19 protein-coding genes and 3 pseudogenes are annotated in these 16,346 nt (G+C 64.9%); 9 read left to right on the top strand and 13 right to left on the bottom strand.

Going from position 1 to position 16,346, the window contains the following annotated elements; translation table 11 throughout:
- Positions 1–147: 147 nt before the first annotated feature.
- From AC3WVS_RS07835 to AC3WVS_RS07790, 10 genes and pseudogenes are all read right to left on the bottom strand, one after another.
- Positions 148–435, bottom strand: a pseudogene (locus AC3WVS_RS07835) (adenylate/guanylate cyclase domain-containing protein); the annotation flags it as partial.
- 11 nt (positions 436–446) lie between these two features.
- Positions 447–1,367, bottom strand: a complete 921-nt coding sequence (locus AC3WVS_RS07830) for a dioxygenase family protein (protein WP_492318116.1) — start codon at positions 1,365–1,367, stop codon at positions 447–449.
- A gap of 59 nt (positions 1,368–1,426) precedes the next feature.
- Positions 1,427–2,380, bottom strand: coding sequence for a PDR/VanB family oxidoreductase (locus tag AC3WVS_RS07825; RefSeq protein ID WP_492318115.1), 954 nt, complete (start codon positions 2,378–2,380; stop codon positions 1,427–1,429).
- A gap of 48 nt (positions 2,381–2,428) precedes the next feature.
- Entirely contained in the window at positions 2,429–3,172 is a 744-nt protein-coding gene (locus tag AC3WVS_RS07820) for an SDR family NAD(P)-dependent oxidoreductase (protein WP_492318216.1), read from the bottom strand.
- A gap of 5 nt (positions 3,173–3,177) precedes the next feature.
- Positions 3,178–3,678, bottom strand: coding sequence for an aromatic-ring-hydroxylating dioxygenase subunit beta (locus tag AC3WVS_RS07815; protein ID WP_492318114.1), 501 nt, complete (start codon positions 3,676–3,678; stop codon positions 3,178–3,180).
- Positions 3,671–4,969 (bottom strand): aromatic ring-hydroxylating oxygenase subunit alpha, encoded by a 1,299-nt coding sequence (locus tag AC3WVS_RS07810; RefSeq protein ID WP_492318113.1) that lies wholly within the window; start codon positions 4,967–4,969, stop codon positions 3,671–3,673. The genes AC3WVS_RS07815 and AC3WVS_RS07810 overlap by 8 nt, the downstream gene beginning before the upstream one ends.
- A gap of 17 nt (positions 4,970–4,986) precedes the next feature.
- Positions 4,987–6,138: an amidase gene (locus AC3WVS_RS07805; protein WP_492318112.1), complete on the bottom strand. Its 1,152-nt coding sequence runs from the start codon at positions 6,136–6,138 to the stop codon at positions 4,987–4,989.
- Positions 6,135–6,677: a nuclear transport factor 2 family protein gene (locus AC3WVS_RS07800; protein ID WP_492318111.1), complete on the bottom strand. Its 543-nt coding sequence runs from the start codon at positions 6,675–6,677 to the stop codon at positions 6,135–6,137. Before AC3WVS_RS07800 ends, AC3WVS_RS07805 begins: the two co-directional genes overlap by 4 nt.
- Before the next feature lie 3 nt (positions 6,678–6,680).
- Positions 6,681–7,049: a hypothetical protein gene (locus AC3WVS_RS07795; protein ID WP_209762072.1), complete on the bottom strand. Its 369-nt coding sequence runs from the start codon at positions 7,047–7,049 to the stop codon at positions 6,681–6,683.
- 47 nt (positions 7,050–7,096) lie between these two features.
- A complete protein-coding gene (locus AC3WVS_RS07790; RefSeq protein ID WP_492318110.1) occupies positions 7,097–8,287 on the bottom strand; it encodes an acyl-CoA dehydrogenase family protein in 1,191 nt (396 codons plus the stop codon).
- Positions 8,288–8,539: 252 nt separating this feature from the next.
- On the opposite strand from AC3WVS_RS07790, the gene AC3WVS_RS07785 reads away from it, so the two are divergent.
- On the top strand, positions 8,540–10,060 hold the full coding sequence (locus AC3WVS_RS07785) for a sensor histidine kinase (protein WP_492318109.1): 1,521 nt from the start codon (positions 8,540–8,542) through the stop codon (positions 10,058–10,060).
- Here AC3WVS_RS07785 and AC3WVS_RS07780 read toward each other — a convergent pair.
- The gene (locus tag AC3WVS_RS07780) at positions 10,057–10,692 is read right to left on the bottom strand and encodes a response regulator transcription factor (RefSeq protein ID WP_492318108.1); all 636 of its coding nucleotides are present in this window, start codon (positions 10,690–10,692) and stop codon (positions 10,057–10,059) included. The genes AC3WVS_RS07785 and AC3WVS_RS07780 overlap by 4 nt on opposite strands.
- Before the next feature lie 243 nt (positions 10,693–10,935).
- On the opposite strand from AC3WVS_RS07780, the gene hpaC reads away from it, so the two are divergent.
- The 5 genes from hpaC to AC3WVS_RS07755 all read left to right on the top strand — a co-directional run bounded on the left by hpaC (position 10,936) and on the right by AC3WVS_RS07755 (position 13,841).
- Positions 10,936–11,433, top strand: a complete 498-nt coding sequence (gene hpaC, locus AC3WVS_RS07775) for a 4-hydroxyphenylacetate 3-monooxygenase, reductase component (RefSeq protein WP_492318107.1) — start codon at positions 10,936–10,938, stop codon at positions 11,431–11,433.
- A 111-nt stretch (positions 11,434–11,544) separates the two neighbouring features.
- On the top strand, positions 11,545–11,841 hold the full coding sequence (locus AC3WVS_RS07770; protein WP_492318106.1) for a tautomerase family protein: 297 nt from the start codon (positions 11,545–11,547) through the stop codon (positions 11,839–11,841).
- 205 nt (positions 11,842–12,046) lie between these two features.
- Positions 12,047–13,030, top strand: a complete 984-nt coding sequence (locus tag AC3WVS_RS07765) for a Bug family tripartite tricarboxylate transporter substrate binding protein (RefSeq protein ID WP_492318215.1) — start codon at positions 12,047–12,049, stop codon at positions 13,028–13,030.
- A gap of 27 nt (positions 13,031–13,057) precedes the next feature.
- Positions 13,058–13,294: a hypothetical protein gene (locus AC3WVS_RS07760; RefSeq protein ID WP_492318105.1), complete on the top strand. Its 237-nt coding sequence runs from the start codon at positions 13,058–13,060 to the stop codon at positions 13,292–13,294.
- A 292-nt stretch (positions 13,295–13,586) separates the two neighbouring features.
- Complete coding sequence (locus AC3WVS_RS07755) at positions 13,587–13,841, top strand: MFS transporter (RefSeq protein WP_492318104.1); 255 nt, start codon at positions 13,587–13,589, stop codon at positions 13,839–13,841.
- 83 nt (positions 13,842–13,924) lie between these two features.
- On the opposite strand, the pseudogene AC3WVS_RS07750 reads toward AC3WVS_RS07755, so the two are convergent.
- A pseudogene (locus AC3WVS_RS07750) lies at positions 13,925–14,128 on the bottom strand (SDR family NAD(P)-dependent oxidoreductase); the annotation flags it as partial.
- Between AC3WVS_RS07750 and AC3WVS_RS07745 the strand changes: the two are divergent.
- The 3 genes and pseudogenes from AC3WVS_RS07745 to AC3WVS_RS07735 all read left to right on the top strand — a co-directional run.
- Positions 14,105–14,284, top strand: a pseudogene (locus AC3WVS_RS07745) (hypothetical protein); the annotation flags it as partial. The pseudogenes AC3WVS_RS07750 and AC3WVS_RS07745 sit on opposite strands and share 24 nt — an antisense overlap.
- A 71-nt stretch (positions 14,285–14,355) precedes the next feature.
- Positions 14,356–14,496: a hypothetical protein gene (locus AC3WVS_RS07740; protein ID WP_492318103.1), complete on the top strand. Its 141-nt coding sequence runs from the start codon at positions 14,356–14,358 to the stop codon at positions 14,494–14,496.
- Positions 14,496–15,284 (top strand): AMP-binding protein, encoded by a 789-nt coding sequence (locus AC3WVS_RS07735; RefSeq protein WP_492318102.1) that lies wholly within the window; start codon positions 14,496–14,498, stop codon positions 15,282–15,284. The genes AC3WVS_RS07740 and AC3WVS_RS07735 overlap by 1 nt, the downstream gene beginning before the upstream one ends.
- A gap of 134 nt (positions 15,285–15,418) precedes the next feature.
- Here AC3WVS_RS07735 and AC3WVS_RS07730 read toward each other — a convergent pair whose 3' ends face one another.
- Complete coding sequence (locus AC3WVS_RS07730) at positions 15,419–15,997, bottom strand: DNA-binding response regulator (protein ID WP_492318101.1); 579 nt, start codon at positions 15,995–15,997, stop codon at positions 15,419–15,421.
- Between the last annotated feature and the right edge of the window lie 349 nt (positions 15,998–16,346).

Genomic DNA, 16,346 nt, shown 5'->3' with positions numbered 1-16,346 from the left:
CTGTTGTGAGGGACGAACTTTCCAACCTTTGTTCGTCCCTCACATCGCTAAACCTGAACCGGAAGAAGTCGCACTCGTAGATCGCGTTGAGCACTGAGTGCGGTCCAGTGCGGCTGCGCAATGGCGGAAGCCCAGTTATTGCGCAAACTAATGTGCTATTAGGATGGTGGAACCTCGGCCAGTCAGGAACCACGTATGAAGTGTGCCTAAGCCTTTCGCCTCAATGGCTCCCCGCTCTTCCACAAGGAACTCTCTTCCAAGCAAGCGCCGCGTGGCATCCGTCAATTGCACGCGCCCGGCGACACCGTGGGATTCCATCCGGCTGGCAGTGTTAACCGCATCACCCCATAAATCGTAGATGAACTTCCGTTTGCCAATGACGCCGGCGACCACTGGGCCACTATTCAGTCCGATCCGCATCTGCAACCCGAAGCCCCTGCACTGCCTTAGCCCCGTGCAGTCTCGTACCGGCTGGCGGGAAGCGCCTCGCGTTCGTTCGCCGCATTCTGCAAGCGGAAGTCGAACCGGATCCGGGTGAATGGGGCGGTGATTTCGAGCGACTCGTACCCTGCAGTGCTTTTAGCCTGCTCAAGCTCCACAATGAGCCCGTCACGCGTGGCAAAGGCGAAATCGTCGTCCAGGTAGGTGTCTCCCGGAATGTTGATCTGCGTGGTCAGCGCACGCTTGCCCTCACCGGAAACGAGGAAGTGGATATGCGCGGGGCGGTTGCCGTGACGGCCCAGCAGATCGAAGAGCTCGGATACGGGGCTGTTGGGCGGAATCGCGTAACCGGGCGGCAGGAAGCTGCGGAAGCGATAGCGGCCGAGTTCGTCGGTCTCGATGCGGCGGCGCAGGTTGTAATCCGGCTGGGACGGGTCGAAGTGGGAGTAGCGACCGAATTCATTGCAGTGCCAGACGTCGACCACGGCGTACGGCACGGGTCGGCCATCGGTGCCGAGCACCTGCCCTTCCATGACGAACGGTGTGCCCTTGTCCTCGTTGCCGGCGTCCAGACGAACCTCGTTGCGGCACAGCGGGGCGCCGGGCACGTAGAGCGGGCCCTCGATGGCGCGCGACGTGCCAGAGGCGCGTGCGGCAGCCAGGTCGGCCTCATCCTCGCGGATGTCGAGCAGGCGGTCGAAGCCGAGACCGGCGGTGATGAGGCCGATCATGTCGGCCTGCCCCAGACGGGTTAGCCATTGGGCGGCGGCCCAGAATTCATCTGGCTTGACGTCGAATTCGTCGATGGTGCGGAACAGGTCGCCGACGATGCGCGCGGTGATGGCGCGCACGCGCTCGTTGCCGTCCTTGCCGATGCGGCGGCTGTTCACCAGTTCAAGCAGTTGTGCGGCATGCATTTCAGCCATGATGGAGTCTCCTTTTGTTTTGGGGTATTGATGGTTGGAAGCGGCGCAGGGCCGCCGTGCTACAGATCCAGAACGATGCGGGCCGTGCGCGAGCGCGACACGCAGGCACAGATTTGCTGGTTGGACGCCTTCTCCTTCTTGGAAAGGCAGTTGTCGCGGTGATCCGGCTCGCCCGCGATCACGGGCACCACGCACGTGCCGCAAATGCCTTCGCGGCATTCGGTGTCGATATCGCAACCAGCGGCCTGCAGGGCATCGACGAGCGAAATGCCTTCCGGGACGACAATGACCTTTCCACTCTGCGCCAGTTCGGCCTCGAAGGCTCCGGCCGGCAGACTCGCCGCCTCGGGATCCGCCTGGAAGTGCTCCAGGTGAACCGCATCCGGCCCAATGCTGCGTTCGCCCTCCTCGACGACGCGGCGCATGAAGGCCGCAGGTCCGCAGGTATAGGCGAGCGCGCCCGGCGTTGCCTTCGCCATGCAGCCGGCAAGCACTTGCCCGACCGCATCGCGCTCCTTGGCCATGTGGAACGTCACCTTGCCCTCGAACGCTTCGGACTCCAGCAGATGGACAAAGGCCGCATGCTCCCGCGAGCGCACAAAGTAGTGCAGGTGATACGGCTGGCCGAGCCGGTTCAGACGGTACGCCATGCTCAGCAGCGGCGTAATGCCGATGCCGGCGGCGAACAGCAGGTACTCGCTGGCCCCCTCCTCGAGGCTGAACAGGTTGCGCGGGGCACTGATGGTCAGTTCCGCGCCTTCCTGCACGCTCTCGTGCAGGGCGGCGGAGCCACCACGCGAGGCGTCCTCGCGCTTCACTGCGATCAGGTAGCCAGACGTATCGTCGGGCGGGCTGCACAGGGAATACTGGCGTGTGACGCCGGTCGGCCCGAGCACGTCGACGTGAGCCCCCGGCTCATACGGCGCAAGCGCCGCGCCATCACAGGGCACGAGGCGGAATGAGCGAATGCCGACTGCCTCTTCCACAACCTTTTCGACTCTGACTTTGTACATGACTACCCTTCCAGACTATCTACCTTGAACCAGATTTCGTGCGCAAATTCAGCGCATCAGAAGGCCGCCGTTCGCGTCCCAGCTGGCCCCCGTGACCGCGCCCGCGGCGTCGGCGGCCAGCAGCAGCACGATATCCGCCACATACTCTGGCGATCCGAGCCGCTGGACGGGGATCGACCGGCGAATCGCGTCGAGCCGGTCCGCTGGCACGGTTTCGTGCACGATCGGCAGGTCCAGCGGACCAGGCGAGACGCAGTTCACGGTCACCCCATGCGCAGCGAGCTCGCGCGCGAAGACTTTGGTCAGGACCGCGACACCGCCCTTTGCCGCGGCGTAGTGCGCGCCAGTGGCGGTGCCGCCGCTCTGGCCGGCGAGCGAGCCGATATTGACGATGCGGCCGAAGCCACGCTGCGCGAAATGCGCGCCGAACACCTGCGAGCCGACGAAGGTGCCGCGCAGGTTGATGGCCACCACCTGGTCGAACTCTTCAGGGCTGATATCCATCAGCGCCGACACTTTGGACTTGCCAGCGTTGTTGACCAGCACGTCGGTGCCGCCCCAGCGCGCCTGCAATGCCGCCAGGGCTGACTCGAACGCGCTCTTGTCGGTCACGTCGAGGGCAAGGCCGATGGCCGATGCGCCGGAGGGATCCAGTGAATCGGCGACGGCGCATGCCGCACGGAAGTCGAGGTCGCCAAGCGCCACCCGGTACCCGGCGGCGTGCATGCGGCGCGCGATGACTTCGCCGAGGCCGCGGGCGGCGCCGGTGATCAGGGCAACTCGTTGCATGATGCCTCCTACAGCAGGAATCCGAGAGCGTTCAGGCTGTCGGTCGAGTTGATCAGGCGCACCACCTTCTGTTCCAGGCGGATGCCTTCCTGCGTGAAGCGCAGGCGGTGTGTCAGGTCTGCCGCGAACAGCGTGTGGATCTCGCGCTTGTACGCAACCAGGACCTGCGCCGAGCTGACCTCGATGACGTCGGCCGAACGCGATACTTCGGTGAACCGCGAGACGGTGCGCACGGTGCGGGCGGCATCGACGGCCGACACAGAGTTGCCGGAGGTCAGGCGCTCGATACGCATGTCACGCATGCGCGCGTCGTCGTAGGCGTAGTTCAGCGTGGCCTCGAAGTCGGTGGTATCCGGGTCGATCGGCACCACGTAGTGGCCGGTGTCGCTCCACAGTCCGGCCCACTGGTGATAGTTCTTGCGGTCGAGCAGTTCCGCCTCGCGCCAGATGAACTCGGTGGCAAGCTGCAGCGAGGGCGAGACCATGGACAGTTCGTTCGGCTTATTCATCGCTCATCATCCTTTTCCACATGCGGTAGGCTTCGCGCATGCCGCCTTCGTCGGTGGCGTGCGAGATCTTGTCGCCGTTGTCGGCGACGACTTCGCGGTTCAGGCCGCGGTTGACCAGGATCGGCACGTCCTTGCCGGCGTACGAGCCGCGCTGCACGCGCTCCCAGGCTTCGGCGTCGTCAGGACTGCCGAAGCCGAAGGGGCCCTGGAAGTGCTCATGGATGCGCAGCCGCTCGCGGTTGGCGATCTCGGGGCCGCCGTCCATGCCCAGGGCAATGTGGCGAATCTCGGTTTCCGTCGCCGATACCGGATGCAGCACGCGGAAGAAGGCCATCGACATCGCGACGTTGGGGAACAGGTTCAGGTTGAAGCCCGCGCCATGCAGCGCACGGACAATGCGGCGCACCTGCTCGGGCGGCATCTCTTTTGAGAGCGCCTCGGTCACGTGCGCGAAGCGTTCCTGCAACGGCTCCGTGCCGTCGTCCTGGTCGAGGTCGACGTGCCCGGGCACCATCACCATCACGCTGTGGCCGTTGCCCAGCGCGTGGGTGACCGCCTTTTCGTCGGTCATGAAGGACAGCATCTCGGACGTCTCTTCATCCACCGACGACATCCACGACTTGTGGACGATCGGGAAGTGGTAGCCGTCGGTGGTGTTCTCGAGCTGGATCTTCCAGTTGCCCCGGAAGCGGAACTTGTGTTCGCCCTGGGTCTTGATGGGGTATCCCGCGCCCTGCTTCATGAACAGGTCGATCCAGCGCTTTGCTTCGCCGAGGAAGTCGCCGAGCGGTTCCACGTCCTGGTTGAAGCTGGCGAAGACCATGCCGGCGTAGCTGTCCACGCGCAGCGAGCGCAGCGGCAGTTCCGTCTTGTCCAGGATGTCCTCGTAGCCGTCGGGGTAGGGCAGGGCGCGCAGCTTGCCGTCCAGGGCGTAGGACCAGCTATGGTATGGGCAGGTGAATCCGGTGGCATTGCCTTTCGACTTCTCGCACACCGTGGCGCCGCGATGGCGGCAGCGATTCTCGAGCACGCGGATGGCGCCGGTCTTGTCGCGCACGACGATGACGGGCTGGCGGCCAATCTTCGTGGTCTTGAAGTCGCCGGGGTTGCGGATCTCGCTCTCGTGCGCGACCCAGATCCAGGTCTTGTAGAAAATGCGCTCTTGCTCGAGCTCGAACAGGCCGGGATCGTAGTACATCGAACCGTCCACGCGGTCCGCCTGCACCAGTTGCTCAGGCTTTGCCGCGAAGGTCAGCGGCTGGTAGCTATCGTGGGTATCGTGGGAACACATGCTAGTTCTCCGTGGGTTCAGTGGGAGGCACCATCGGCAGCGACCGCGCGCTCGATCCGGGTGGCGATGGCGCAGACCGTTTCGTCGTCACGCTTGCGTCCGACGATCTGGAGCCCGGCCCTGATTGGGATGCCGGGGACGCCGGGCAGCGGCACGGGCAGGGTGAGTGCGGGATGGCCGCTCAGGTTGAAGGGCCGCACCAGCGAGGTCAGGCCAAGGATCGGCGCTCCTTCGCGGACTGCGGCAAGGGTTGGGGGCAATCCGGGAAGCGTGGGCAGCACGATCGCGTCGACTTCGTCGAGCACGGCGTCGACCTGCGCCATGAATGCGTGGCGCACGACTTCGGCCTGCAACAGATCGTCGCGCCCGACCTTGCTCGCGGCGATCAGGCGTTGCTCGACATCGGCCTGCAATGCATCCGAGCCGGTCAGGTGGCCGAAGGCCGCCCAGGTCTCGGCACTGATGATCTGCATGCCGGCCTCATAAGCGGCGCTCATGCCGTCGAGTCGGACGCGCTGCGTGGAGAAGCCTGATTTGCATAGCGCACTGGCGACGGCTTCGAGAATCGCGGGGTCCGCCTGCACCTCGTCCAGCAGGCCGATGCGGAAGCACCGCCCGGCACCGTGCGCCTGCAATGGATCGAAGCCCGGCGCAATCACCGCCATCGCGGCGACGATGCCGGCGACGTCATCTGCAAAGGGTCCAACGCAATCCAGCGAGGACTCGGCCGGATGCGCGCCCCGGCGGCTGACGCGGCCAAAGGTTGGCTTCAGGCCAACGACCCCGCAACAGGCTGCGGGCATGCGGATGGATCCGCCGGTATCCGTGCCCAGCGCGATGCGCACTTCGCCGGCGGCTACCGCGGCGGCGGAGCCGCTGGAAGATCCACCCGGAATGCGATCGGGAGCCTGGGGGTTGACCGGTGTGCCGGCGAAGTCGTTGATGCCCGAGATACCGAAGGCGAGTTCGTGCATCGTGGTCTTGCCGACGATGGACCAGCCGGCATCGAGAAGCTGGGACACCACTTCCGCGTGCTCGGCAGCGGGCGGCGCATCGCGCAGCGCCCGGCTGCCCGCGGTCGTGGGGTAGCCCGCGATGTCGATGCAATCCTTGATGGCGACGGCGGGACCGGAGCCCCCCAGGCGGATGCGTGAGACGAAGGCGGTCATTGCGGCGTCTCCTTGCGCGCAAGCGCGATCTCCAGGCATGACAATCGCTCTGTCTGGAAATGCCTGATGCGGGCGGATCCATCAGTGCCAACCGCGAACTCGACGGCCAGGCGTGCCGAAACCAGTTCGGTCTCCCCGCCGGCATAGACCGATAGCTGCTGCATGATCCAGTGGCCGCGCACAAGGCCCGCTTCCGCGGCCATCGCTTCGCTGGTGAGGAAGTGCACGTTGCGCAGGAAATGCGGCGAGGGCGGAAGGTAGCTGCGCAGGAAGTTGGCGATGGCGGCCGGTCCGACGTGCCGGCCGAATCCGGTGGCGTATTCGGCGCCGACGCCTTCCCATATGGCGTCGCCGGTGAACAGGGCTTCCAGTTCGCCGTCACGCGCATCGCTCGGCGCCGGCACGTCGCACAACGACATATAGCGGGATAGCGTGCGCCGCGCCGCGTTCTGGGCTTCGAGCGCGGCAAGCCGGGTTGCCAGGAGACTCGCGGCGGCGCCGGTCTCGCCGGACTGCGCGATGCACTGCGCTTGCGTCATGGCTCAGGCCGCCTCGGCGGGGATTTCGAGCGCGCGACCCACGCGCGCCTCGATCTTGGCGTAGCGCCACAGGCTATGCTCGCCGACCGGCGTGGTGCGGAACAGGTTGCAGGCGGCGACGACGGTTGCATAGTCCACGACGTCGGCCATGATGTAGACGGTCCATGGCGACGTCGTGGAGGGGCCGACCATCAGGCGGTCATCGTCGATGGCGCCGAGGATCGTGACGCCGGGCAGTGCCGCCATGGATTTCATCATGGCGCTGAATCCCTTCCACACTTCGATGCCCTGGCCCGTCGGCAAGTCGAAGAAGTTCTGGGTGATGCCGATGCAGAAGAGGACGCGCAGGGGAGTTTGGGCAGGTTGCGACATGGGGACTCCAGGTGGTTCTATGGTGGAAGGAGGGACGATGTAGCGGGTCAGATGTACCCCGGCATGGGGGGCACGCCCAGGCACACGGCGCCGGCGGCGTCGTACAGTCCTTCGCCAAGGAACGCGTGCTGGGTCACGACCATCGCGTCGCGCAGGTAGCGCTGCAGCGGGTGCCCGTCGTAGATCGCGGCCGTGCCCGCGAGCAGGTAGGCTGCCTGCACAGCGGATGCGCCCGCGCGCGTGGCCTGCACTGCCGCAAGGCGCACCAGGCTGGTTTGTTCGGCAGAGACGGCGTCGCCCTTCAGGATCGAATCCCAGGCCGCCTCGGTGGTCTCGTAGAAGAAGCCGCGCGCTGACCGCAGCTCGGCTTCCGCCTTGGCCACGGAGATGCGCAGGTATGGGCGGTCGGCCATCTTCGGCGCGCCGGTAATGCCGGTGCGGCCGCCGGCCATCCGCGACACCTCATCCAGCGCCGCGCGGGCGACGCCAAGATTGACCACCGCCAGTACCTGCGCCGCGTAGGCGAGGGACGGGTAGCGGTAGAGCGGTTCGTCTACGGAAGGCGTGCCGCCGCGCACGAAGGTCCACGCGTCGGAGACGAATACGTCCCTGACGCGAAGATCATGACTGCCGGTGCCGCGCAGCCCGATCACTTCCCAGTTCTCGACGATCTCCACATCCTCGGGCATCAGCACGGCCGTGCGCGGCTTGCCGCCGTCGCCGACGCCGATGCCCACGCCGAGAATGTCGGCGCCCTTGCAGCCGCTCGCGAACTTCCACAGTCCATTGACGCGCCAGCCGCCATCGACCTTCTCGGCTGGCTGGATGGGAAACAGGCCACCGGCGAACGCGATGTCCGGCCCATTTGCGTAGAGGCGGGCGAGGGTGTCGCGGGGCAGCGCTGCAAGGTAGACCGCGGCCGAGCCGAAGCTCGCGACCCATCCGGCGGAGCCGTCGGCCTCGGAGATCGTCTCGATCAGCTTGAGGAATTCAGACGGCGACCTTGCATCGCCGCCGAAGCACCGCGGCGTGGCCGCGCGATAGACACCGAGCTGCTTCAGGCGGGATACCATATCCCGCGGCACGTGCCGCTTCGCGTCGAATTCGTCCCGGCGGGCGCGGACCTCGTCCAGTACGCGGGCGAGCAGGTCCGGGCGCGGCCCGGCATCGGTGGCCTGGGGCGCAGCGATGCCGGGGTGTTGGTTGCGGAGGCTTTCCGACACGGCGGAATGCAACATGGTTGTCTCCTGTGGATTGCGTGGGCCGGCTCCGGGAACCGGCTCTGACGGCGTGGACCGTTGAAACCAGTCTAGCGACGGCTCAGGGGGCCAAACAATTGGAGCGAGGCGTGCATTGCCGCACGGTTTCCCGGGGCCGGGTAAAGGAAATACCTATACGGGTCCGGGCTGTCCCGGCGGTACGCTTCGGGATGGATCTATTCACCAGCGCGGCCGTGGCCTCCGGGCGAGCTTCCGCGCGCAGGAACCACCATGTACTCATTCGGCAAAGATGACTTCTATCGCATGGTCGAGGCGCTGACCCTGCGCGTGATCCTCCATGACGCTGACACCAAGTCCATCCTCTGGGCGAACCGCGCGGCGCGCGAGACACTGGGCTTTACGCTGGAAGAGTTTCCGGCGCTTAAGGCACCCGACATGACCAGCAGCGCGGCGAAATACCGGCGCGAGGTGGGGCTCAAATGGCTGGATGACGCGGCCCGGACGGGCCAGAGCGTGATCGAATGGTGTTACCGGGCAAAGAACGGCAACGAGATCCTGTCGGAGGCCATCGCCACGCGTGTGTCGCTGGAGTCCCGTGACGTGCTGATGGTGCAGTTCCGGGACATCTCGGCGGAGGAGGCGCTCAAGCGCGAGCTGCGGCGCTCGGAAAGCCGGCTCAGGGAGTTCATGCATGACCTGGCCGAAGGCGTCGTGGTGGTGGATCGCGGCGGGTGCGTGGTGTACGTCAGCGAATCCGGGTGCCGGATCCTCGGGCGTGCCGAGGAAGCCGTGCTCGGGACGACGTTTGACACCTTCTGCGAAGTTCCCCTGATGCCTTTACTGCGCGACAACGTGCCGCCGGATGCGACCACCCGGGGCTCCTTTTCCACGCGGTACCGCGTGCGGACCGCGACGGGGGAGCTGCAGTGGCATCAGGCGGCCATGCGCTACGTAGAGATCGAGGACGATGTCAGCGGCTACCTGCTGCTGTTTCGCGACGTCACGGCGCAGGTCGAGGCCGAATCCCTGGAGCGCGAGCGGGAGCGGGAGATCGAATACCTCGCCCGCTACAACGCGATGGGGGAAATGGCGATGACGATCGCGCATGAGCTGAGCCAGCCCCTCGCGGCAACGCGCAACTTCATCGAGGGCGCGTCGATGCGCCTGGCGAAGAACCATGCCGATCCGCATCCGATCCGCTTCGGGCTCGAGGCGGCGGCCCGCCAGGTGGAGCATGCGTCGCTGATCATCAAGAGCATCCGCGAGTATGTCGTCAAGCTCGAACAGGCCGAAGTGCTGGCCAACCTGAACGACATCGTCAACGACAGCGCGTATTTCATCTCCCTCAAGTGCGAGGAAGCGGATGTGCGGCTCGAACTGGCGCTATCCACCGACCCGTTGCCGATCAGCTGCGAGAAGGTCCTGATCGGTCAGGTGATCCTCAATATCGCGTTCAACGCCATCGAGGAGATGGCGGCGCTCCCCAGCGACCGCCGCACGCTGCGCATCGAAACCTGCGCCGCCGCAGACAAGGCGATCCTCTCGGTGCACGACCAGGGGCGCGGGCTGCCGCATGCAGACAGTCAGCGGATCTTCGACGGATTCTTCTCCGGCAAGCCGGGCGGCAACGGGATCGGGCTCGCGCTCTGCAAGAGTATCGTATCGCGGCATCGCGGCGACATCTGGGCGCAGAATCGCGTGCCCTACGGCACGTCATTCGCCTTTTCCGTGCCACTGTGCGCGAGCCCTGCCGACCGCAGGCGCCGTGCCGCAGGCCGCCGCGCCAGCTAGCCCGGCGTGCCGCCCGAACCCGACGCCCAGACCTCCATCACCTCACGCACCAGCGTGGCCGTGCTCACCACGCCGAGTTTCTCGCGGATCTTGGTGCGATGGACGTCGACGGTCTTCACGCTGATGTGCAGTTCGTCCGCAATCACCTTGCTCGCCTTCCCGTCCAGCACGCGGCGCAGGATTTCCTGTTCGCGCGCGGTGAGTTTGTCCAGCTTCGCGCGGATTTTCTTGCGTTGCTCGGCGCAGTCGTGCAACTGGATCGCCCGCTTCAGTGCCCCCTGGATCTTCTCGAGCATCTGCTGCGGGTTGTAGGGCTTCTCGACGAAGTCGATCGCGCCGTGCTGCAGCGCCTTCACCGACATCGGAATATCCCCGTGCGCCGAGACAAAGATGATCGGCAGCGTTGCGCCTTGCGCGTTGAGCATTTCCTGCAGCTGGAATCCGCCGGTCTCGGGCATGCGGACGTCCAGCACCAGGCACGCAGGGCGCTCGGGATCGTAGGCGGCCAGGAAGTCCCGCGCGCCGGCAAAGCACTCGGCCTGGACCGACACCGTCTCAAGGAGCCATGCCAGGGAAGTACGGAGTTCTTTGTCATCGTCGACGATGTAGACGATAGCCGAGGAAGCAGTCATGTCGGGGGCGCTTTCGTGTATGACGTACCGCACCAACGGGTCGGCGGGTGCACATCTGAGTGGGCTGCCCGGTCGGGTGCTTGAAGTGTCAAGGGTACACCAAGCCCGCTGACTACCAGGATAAAGAAAACACGTAGATGGCCTCTCACTAGCCTGCCAATCCGGGTGGTTCGCATGAATAGCGGCCACGCCTGGCATTGCCCTACGCTTTTAGCGAAGCCGATAACGTAGGGAGGCCCCCCGATGAATGCCGTCAATCAAACAGATTTCCGCCAGGCCATGGCGCACCTGCCCGCCGGGGTCAACATCGTCACGACACAGGGCTCGGCAGGCCGGTGCGGTATCACCGCCAGCGCCGTGTGCTCGGTAACGGACTCACCGCCGACCATCCTCGTTTGCGTGAACCGGGGCAGTGCCTCGCACGCCATCTTCCAACGCAATGGCCGGCTGTGCGTCAATGTGTTGAATAGCGAACAGGAAGAGCTTGCCCGGCATTTCGCCGGTATGACGCAGGTGCCCATGGAAGACCGTTTCGCGTGGGACATCTGGGACGAAGGCGATGCCGACCAGCCGGCCCTGCGCGATGCCATTGTCAAGCTGCAAGGCAGCATCAGCGATTGCAAGGAGGTGGGTTCCCACTCGGTCATCTTCGTCACGCTCGATCGTGTCGCGGTCGGCCACCAAGGCGGGAGCCTGGTGTATTTCAACCGCGATTTTCACCGCGTGCAGCACGCGAGATAGCGCCTGCCGTTTTGTGCCGAGCGCACCGCCGGGGCACGTTCTTGCAACGCGGTTCCATCGTCGCCCTGTTGGGCGGCATCACCAACTGGCGCGGGTCTAAGGGAATTACCTATGCGCCCCGCCAGAATCCTCTATGCGAGCGCAAACGCGACCCAATATCGCACCCCCGCGGTACGTCATACGCTGCGCTGGGAATTTCATGAAAGGAGAGAGGCAATGCCAGTCGTGCAGATTTACCTGATCGAAGGCCGGTCGCAGCAGCAGAAGGAGGCGTTCATCACCGATGTCACTGACGCCGCAGTCAATGCGCTTGGCGTCGACCGCTCTTCGGTCAGGGTGATGTTCCTCGACGTGCCGAAGACCGACTACGCCATCGGCGGCCAGACCGCGAAGGCGCTTGGCCGGTAGGCCTCCAGTCACTCAAGCAAGAAACGCGACACCGGGCCGTCCGCGCATCGCACACGGCCTGACAAAGGCGTACGCCCACCACGGTTGTCGCGGCCATTATCCACAAAGGAGACAAGTCATGCGACCAGATAGCGATCTTACGATCGATGCCATGCCCGCCGCTGCCATGCCGTTGCCGGGGGAAAGATTCCGCGAAGCAGACGCCATGGCCGGCGAACGCGGAGTCCGAAGGTTCTACCGCCGGTTGCTCGCCCTCTTCGTTCCGCTGCTGGTGCCGCTGGCGGGACTCGCCGCTGAGGGACGACCCATGGAATGGGTTGTCGGCTATGCCGCTGGCGGGGGCTCCGATGTTGTCGCCCGCATGCTGGCCGAAGCGATGGGCAAGACGCTCGACCGCACCATCGTCGTCGTCAACAAGCCGGGGGCCGGCTCCAATATCGCAGCCGACTACGTCGGCAAGAGCAAGGACATCGGCAACGTCGTGATGACCGCCGATTCGGCGATGTTGGCCGCCAACCCATCGCTCTACAGCAAGCTCACCTACAGCGCGGAGAAAGACTTCGCGCCGGTCGGATCGATCGCTCGCTTTCCGCTGGTGCTGGTGGTGGCGCCGAACGTGCCGGCGACGAACCTGAAGGAGTTTCTTGCCTGGGCCAAACGCAACCCGGAGGGCATGACCTACGCCTCGCCGGGACCAGGCAGCCCGCACCATCTGGTGACCGAACTGTTCCGCCAGCAAACAGGACTGAAGCTTACGCACGTGCCGTACCGCGGCGCGGCGCCGGCGCTGCTGGACCTGATCGGCGGGCGGGTGCCGTTCATGTTCGTCGACACCTCGAGTGGGGGCGCCTACATCACGTCGGGCAAGGTCAAGCCGATCGGCGTGGCCAGTGCCTCACGGCTCAAGACGATGGGCGAGATTCCGACCTTGAGCGAGCAGGGCATGGCCGGCTTCGAGGCCTATGCGTGGCAGGCGCTGGTGGTGCCGACGGCCACGCCGCGGGAGGCAGTCACCGCCCTCAACAAAGCGTTGGTCGAGGCGCTCGGCACGACGGCCATCAAGGCGCGCCTGCAGGCACTTGGCATCGAGCCCGCGCCGAGCACGCCGGCCGAGCTCGCCACCTATGCGCGCAGCGAGCGTGAGCGGTGGGGACGCGTGATCCGTGATGCCGGAATCAAGCTGGATTGATTCGCACGCGAGCAAGGAGACCTTGGCATGAGCAGGTACGGCGACAACCGCGACGCCGTGCGTGACCGCGCGCACCGCGACGTCTACATCGACCCGGAGCTGTTCCCGCTGGAACAGGAGCACTTTTTTGCCAACACCTGGACCTACGTTGGCTATGAAAGCAAGAAACGCGACACCGGGCCGTCTGCGCATCGCACACGGCCTGACAAAGGCGTACGCCCACCACGGTTGTCGTGGCCAATCCACAAGGGAGACAAGTCATGAGACCAGGTAGCGATCCCACGATCGATGCCATGCCCGCCCCTGCCATGCCGTTGTCGGAGGAAAGATTCCGCGAAGCAGACGCCATGGCCGACGAACGCGTGGTCGGAAAGATCTACCGCCGGTTGATCGGCTTCCTGTTCGTCCTCTTCATGCTCTCATCCCTAGGCCACATCAATATCGGCTTCGCGGGACTGACGATGGGGCGCGACCTCGGCCTCTCGGCAACGGAGTTCAACCTCGCCTCGACCGTGCTCTATGGCGCCTACATTTTCTCGGGGTGCCGAGCAACATCATGCTCGGCAAGCTCGGCGCGCGTCGCTGGGTCGCGATCATCATGGTGGCGTGGGGCATTGCATCGACCGCGACGATGTTCGCCTCGGATGCCAACAGCCTTTACGTCCTGCGCATCCTGGTCGGCATCACGGAAGCGGGCTTCCTGCCCGGCGTCCTGCTGTACATGATGTTCTGGTTCCCGTCGGCGCATCGCGCACGCGCCAACGCGTTCTTCATGATCGCCATGCCTGTGACGTCGGCCCTCGGCGCCTAGCGGAGGCGCATGACGTGTCGCTGGCGAAGACGCTGTGCTCGCTGCCGGTGATGCAACTGGCCGTGGCCTATTTCCTGCTGGTCAAAGTTGGACTGGCCGAAGTTGCCGAACATGCCCGACGACGAAGTGGTCATCACGATGCGGCCATACTCCTGGGCGCGCATGATTTCCCAGACGGCCTTGGTGCAGTAGATCGAGCCCATGAGGTGCACGTCCAGCACGGCCTTGATGTCGGCGATCTCGAGCTTGCTGAATGACTTGTCGCGCAGGATGCCGGCGTTGTTGACTGGGTGTCCTGGTACAACCATCACCGGCTGCTCGGCTCCATTGGGTACGTGCCACCGGCCGAAGCCGAAGCCGAAGCCGAAGCCGAAGCCGAAGCCGAAGCCGAAGCCGAAGCAACGTATTATCGGCAACTTACCGAGCAGGCCGCCACGGCCTGACTTAAACCAACTAGCCTCCACGAAAGCCGGGGCGATTCAGGACGCTGATCGTCACGTCGTTGCTTCCCTCGTTGAAGCCGTTCGCCGTGGCGACGATGATGGAAACGGCGCCGGTGATGCTGGACGACGCCGAACTGAGCCCGGAAACCAACACGCTGGGAATGATCAGCACCTGGGTGCCGCAGATTGTCAAGAGCTGCTCTCAGGCCTGATGCGGCGCAAGCTGCTGCGTGCAATGGGTCTTGCCGACGTCAGGATTGCATATATCGGTTCAGCCGCGGTGCCCACATACCTGCTGCGCTGGTATCGCCGGCTTGGCCTGGAGTTGCTCGAGGGTTACGGGATGACGGAAAATTTCGGATACTCGCATTTCAACAGCTTGGGTAGCGCGCGCGAAGGATATGTCGGACAGTGTTCTCCCGATGTGCAGTGCCGTATTGCGCCAAACGGCGAGATCCTGGTCAAGAGTCCAGCACAGATGCTTGGGTACTACAAGGAATCCGGCCTGACGGCCGACAGCCTGACGCCAGACGGCTACTTCAAGACCGGCGACCGTGGCTACATAGACGCCCGTGCGTTCCTGCGCATTACCGGTCGCATGAATGATCCATTCAAGACGGCCAAGGGTATCTTTGTCAACCCGGCACCAATCGAAGCCAGCCTGACCAGCCATCCATGGATCGAAGCCGCCTGCGTGACCGGGGCTGGCCGCACGCAACCGTTTGCGCTGCTGATGCTGAACCAGGCGGCCCGCGAGTTCGTGGCGCGGGGAGCATGCGCAGCCGTGGCGCGGACCCTGGAACAGTTGCGCCATCGGATCAACACGCAACTGCCGGCTCATGAGAGGCTCGATATGATGGTGGTTGTCCGCAAGCGCTGGAGCGTGCAGAGCGGCGACTTGACGCCGAGCCTGAAGATCCGTCGTGCCTCCGTCGAAGACCGCCATTTGTGGCAAGTGAATTCGTTCTCGAGTTGCGGGGACACAATCATGTTTGAATAGCGAGGTATGCCAGCATGGCTTCACCCTCTTCAGGAGGGGCGCGCGCTGCAGTCAACGCTGGTGCTGGGTCTCGTTCAACGCTACAGCTCTATAAGCGTGCGGCTGTTGCCGGTATCCGTGGCCGCATGAACGGCTTACGCGAGCACGTGGAACGGGCGTTGGAAGGCTACCGACCCGGCGTCTTGCCCGGGCGTAGCTTCCGCAGAGGGCGGAAGGTCCAGCAACGCGCGCACATCCCGCTCGATCGTTGCGAGCGAAGCGGACCTGGACAGGGCGCGGGCAAACCGGCCGTCGAGGCCTGGTGGCAGACGCAGCCACATATTGTCCGAGACCAGCAGCAGGCGCCTTGGCTTCAGCACCAGGCTGGCCAGGCGCAGCAGGTGCCAGCCTTCGGCAAGATCCGGCGGCATGCCGAACACAAGCAATGCCGGAGCCGGCAGGCGCGCATTGCGTGCCGCCAGGGCGTCCGTTTCCACGAGTTCGACCCGGCCAATGCCCGGCATTTCTCCGAGCAGGCGCATGACTCCGTGCCGGTACACCGGCATGTCGTCGATCACCACGGCATGTGCCTCGCGGCTGTGCCCCAGGACTTGCTCCCAGGCGGCCGCTCCACGGTTCGTCCAGCTCATCCTTGTCTCCTCCGGTTTGCCGGCGCTAGCTTCGCGGCCAGCGCCCTGCACCAGAACCAGCAAGGGCAATGCCAACTCTGGCAAGGCCGCCTCGTGCCATCGCGCACAAGCGCGGGAGCCAGGCCCGCTGCGGGTTTCCGGGAGGTCGACGCGGACCTGCCGGCCTTTGCGGACGACTGACGGCCGCGGCGGGGTGTTACGTGTAACGTAACGTGTTACGCGACCGGCCTCGGCCGGACGCCGGAGGCTGTCGAAACCAGCGTCCCGCGCAGGGCAGGACGCCAACGACCGAAAGCTGGTGCTCAATTGCGATCGGTCTCAATTCGCCTTAATCTGTCACAGAGCCCCACCCTGGAACCGCGCGATGCAAGCACATCCCTTACGCCTTTGTCCCGGCGACGATCTGCGTGCCGCACTCGAAGACGTCGGACGA

The sequence above is a fragment of the Cupriavidus sp. CPT47-8839-RL05A genome (assembly GCF_058792255.1).
This window is presented reverse-complemented; position numbering and strand designations above follow the sequence as displayed.

Bases quoted from the DNA above. Each gene is read 5' to 3' on its own strand.
- AC3WVS_RS07735 (WP_492318102.1), top strand. From the start codon at position 14,496: ATGCGGCGCAAGCTGCTGCGTGCAATGGGTCTTGCCGACGTCAGGATT.
- AC3WVS_RS07790 (WP_492318110.1), bottom strand. From the start codon at position 8,287: ATGTTGCATTCCGCCGTGTCGGAAAGCCTCCGCAACCAACACCCCGGC.
- AC3WVS_RS07815 (WP_492318114.1), bottom strand. From the start codon at position 3,678: ATGAATAAGCCGAACGAACTGTCCATGGTCTCGCCCTCGCTGCAGCTT.
- AC3WVS_RS07800 (WP_492318111.1), bottom strand. From the start codon at position 6,677: ATGACGCAAGCGCAGTGCATCGCGCAGTCCGGCGAGACCGGCGCCGCC.
- AC3WVS_RS07755 (WP_492318104.1), top strand. From the start codon at position 13,587: ATGCTCGGCAAGCTCGGCGCGCGTCGCTGGGTCGCGATCATCATGGTG.
- AC3WVS_RS07830 (WP_492318116.1), bottom strand. From the start codon at position 1,367: ATGGCTGAAATGCATGCCGCACAACTGCTTGAACTGGTGAACAGCCGC.
- hpaC (WP_492318107.1), top strand. From the start codon at position 10,936: ATGAATGCCGTCAATCAAACAGATTTCCGCCAGGCCATGGCGCACCTG.
- AC3WVS_RS07770 (WP_492318106.1), top strand. From the start codon at position 11,545: ATGCGCCCCGCCAGAATCCTCTATGCGAGCGCAAACGCGACCCAATAT.
- AC3WVS_RS07760 (WP_492318105.1), top strand. From the start codon at position 13,058: ATGAGCAGGTACGGCGACAACCGCGACGCCGTGCGTGACCGCGCGCAC.
- AC3WVS_RS07810 (WP_492318113.1), bottom strand. From the start codon at position 4,969: ATGTGTTCCCACGATACCCACGATAGCTACCAGCCGCTGACCTTCGCG.
- AC3WVS_RS07765 (WP_492318215.1), top strand. From the start codon at position 12,047: ATGGCCGGCGAACGCGGAGTCCGAAGGTTCTACCGCCGGTTGCTCGCC.
- AC3WVS_RS07795 (WP_209762072.1), bottom strand. From the start codon at position 7,049: ATGTCGCAACCTGCCCAAACTCCCCTGCGCGTCCTCTTCTGCATCGGC.
- AC3WVS_RS07780 (WP_492318108.1), bottom strand. From the start codon at position 10,692: ATGACTGCTTCCTCGGCTATCGTCTACATCGTCGACGATGACAAAGAA.
- AC3WVS_RS07785 (WP_492318109.1), top strand. From the start codon at position 8,540: ATGTACTCATTCGGCAAAGATGACTTCTATCGCATGGTCGAGGCGCTG.
- AC3WVS_RS07805 (WP_492318112.1), bottom strand. From the start codon at position 6,138: ATGACCGCCTTCGTCTCACGCATCCGCCTGGGGGGCTCCGGTCCCGCC.
- AC3WVS_RS07825 (WP_492318115.1), bottom strand. From the start codon at position 2,380: ATGTACAAAGTCAGAGTCGAAAAGGTTGTGGAAGAGGCAGTCGGCATT.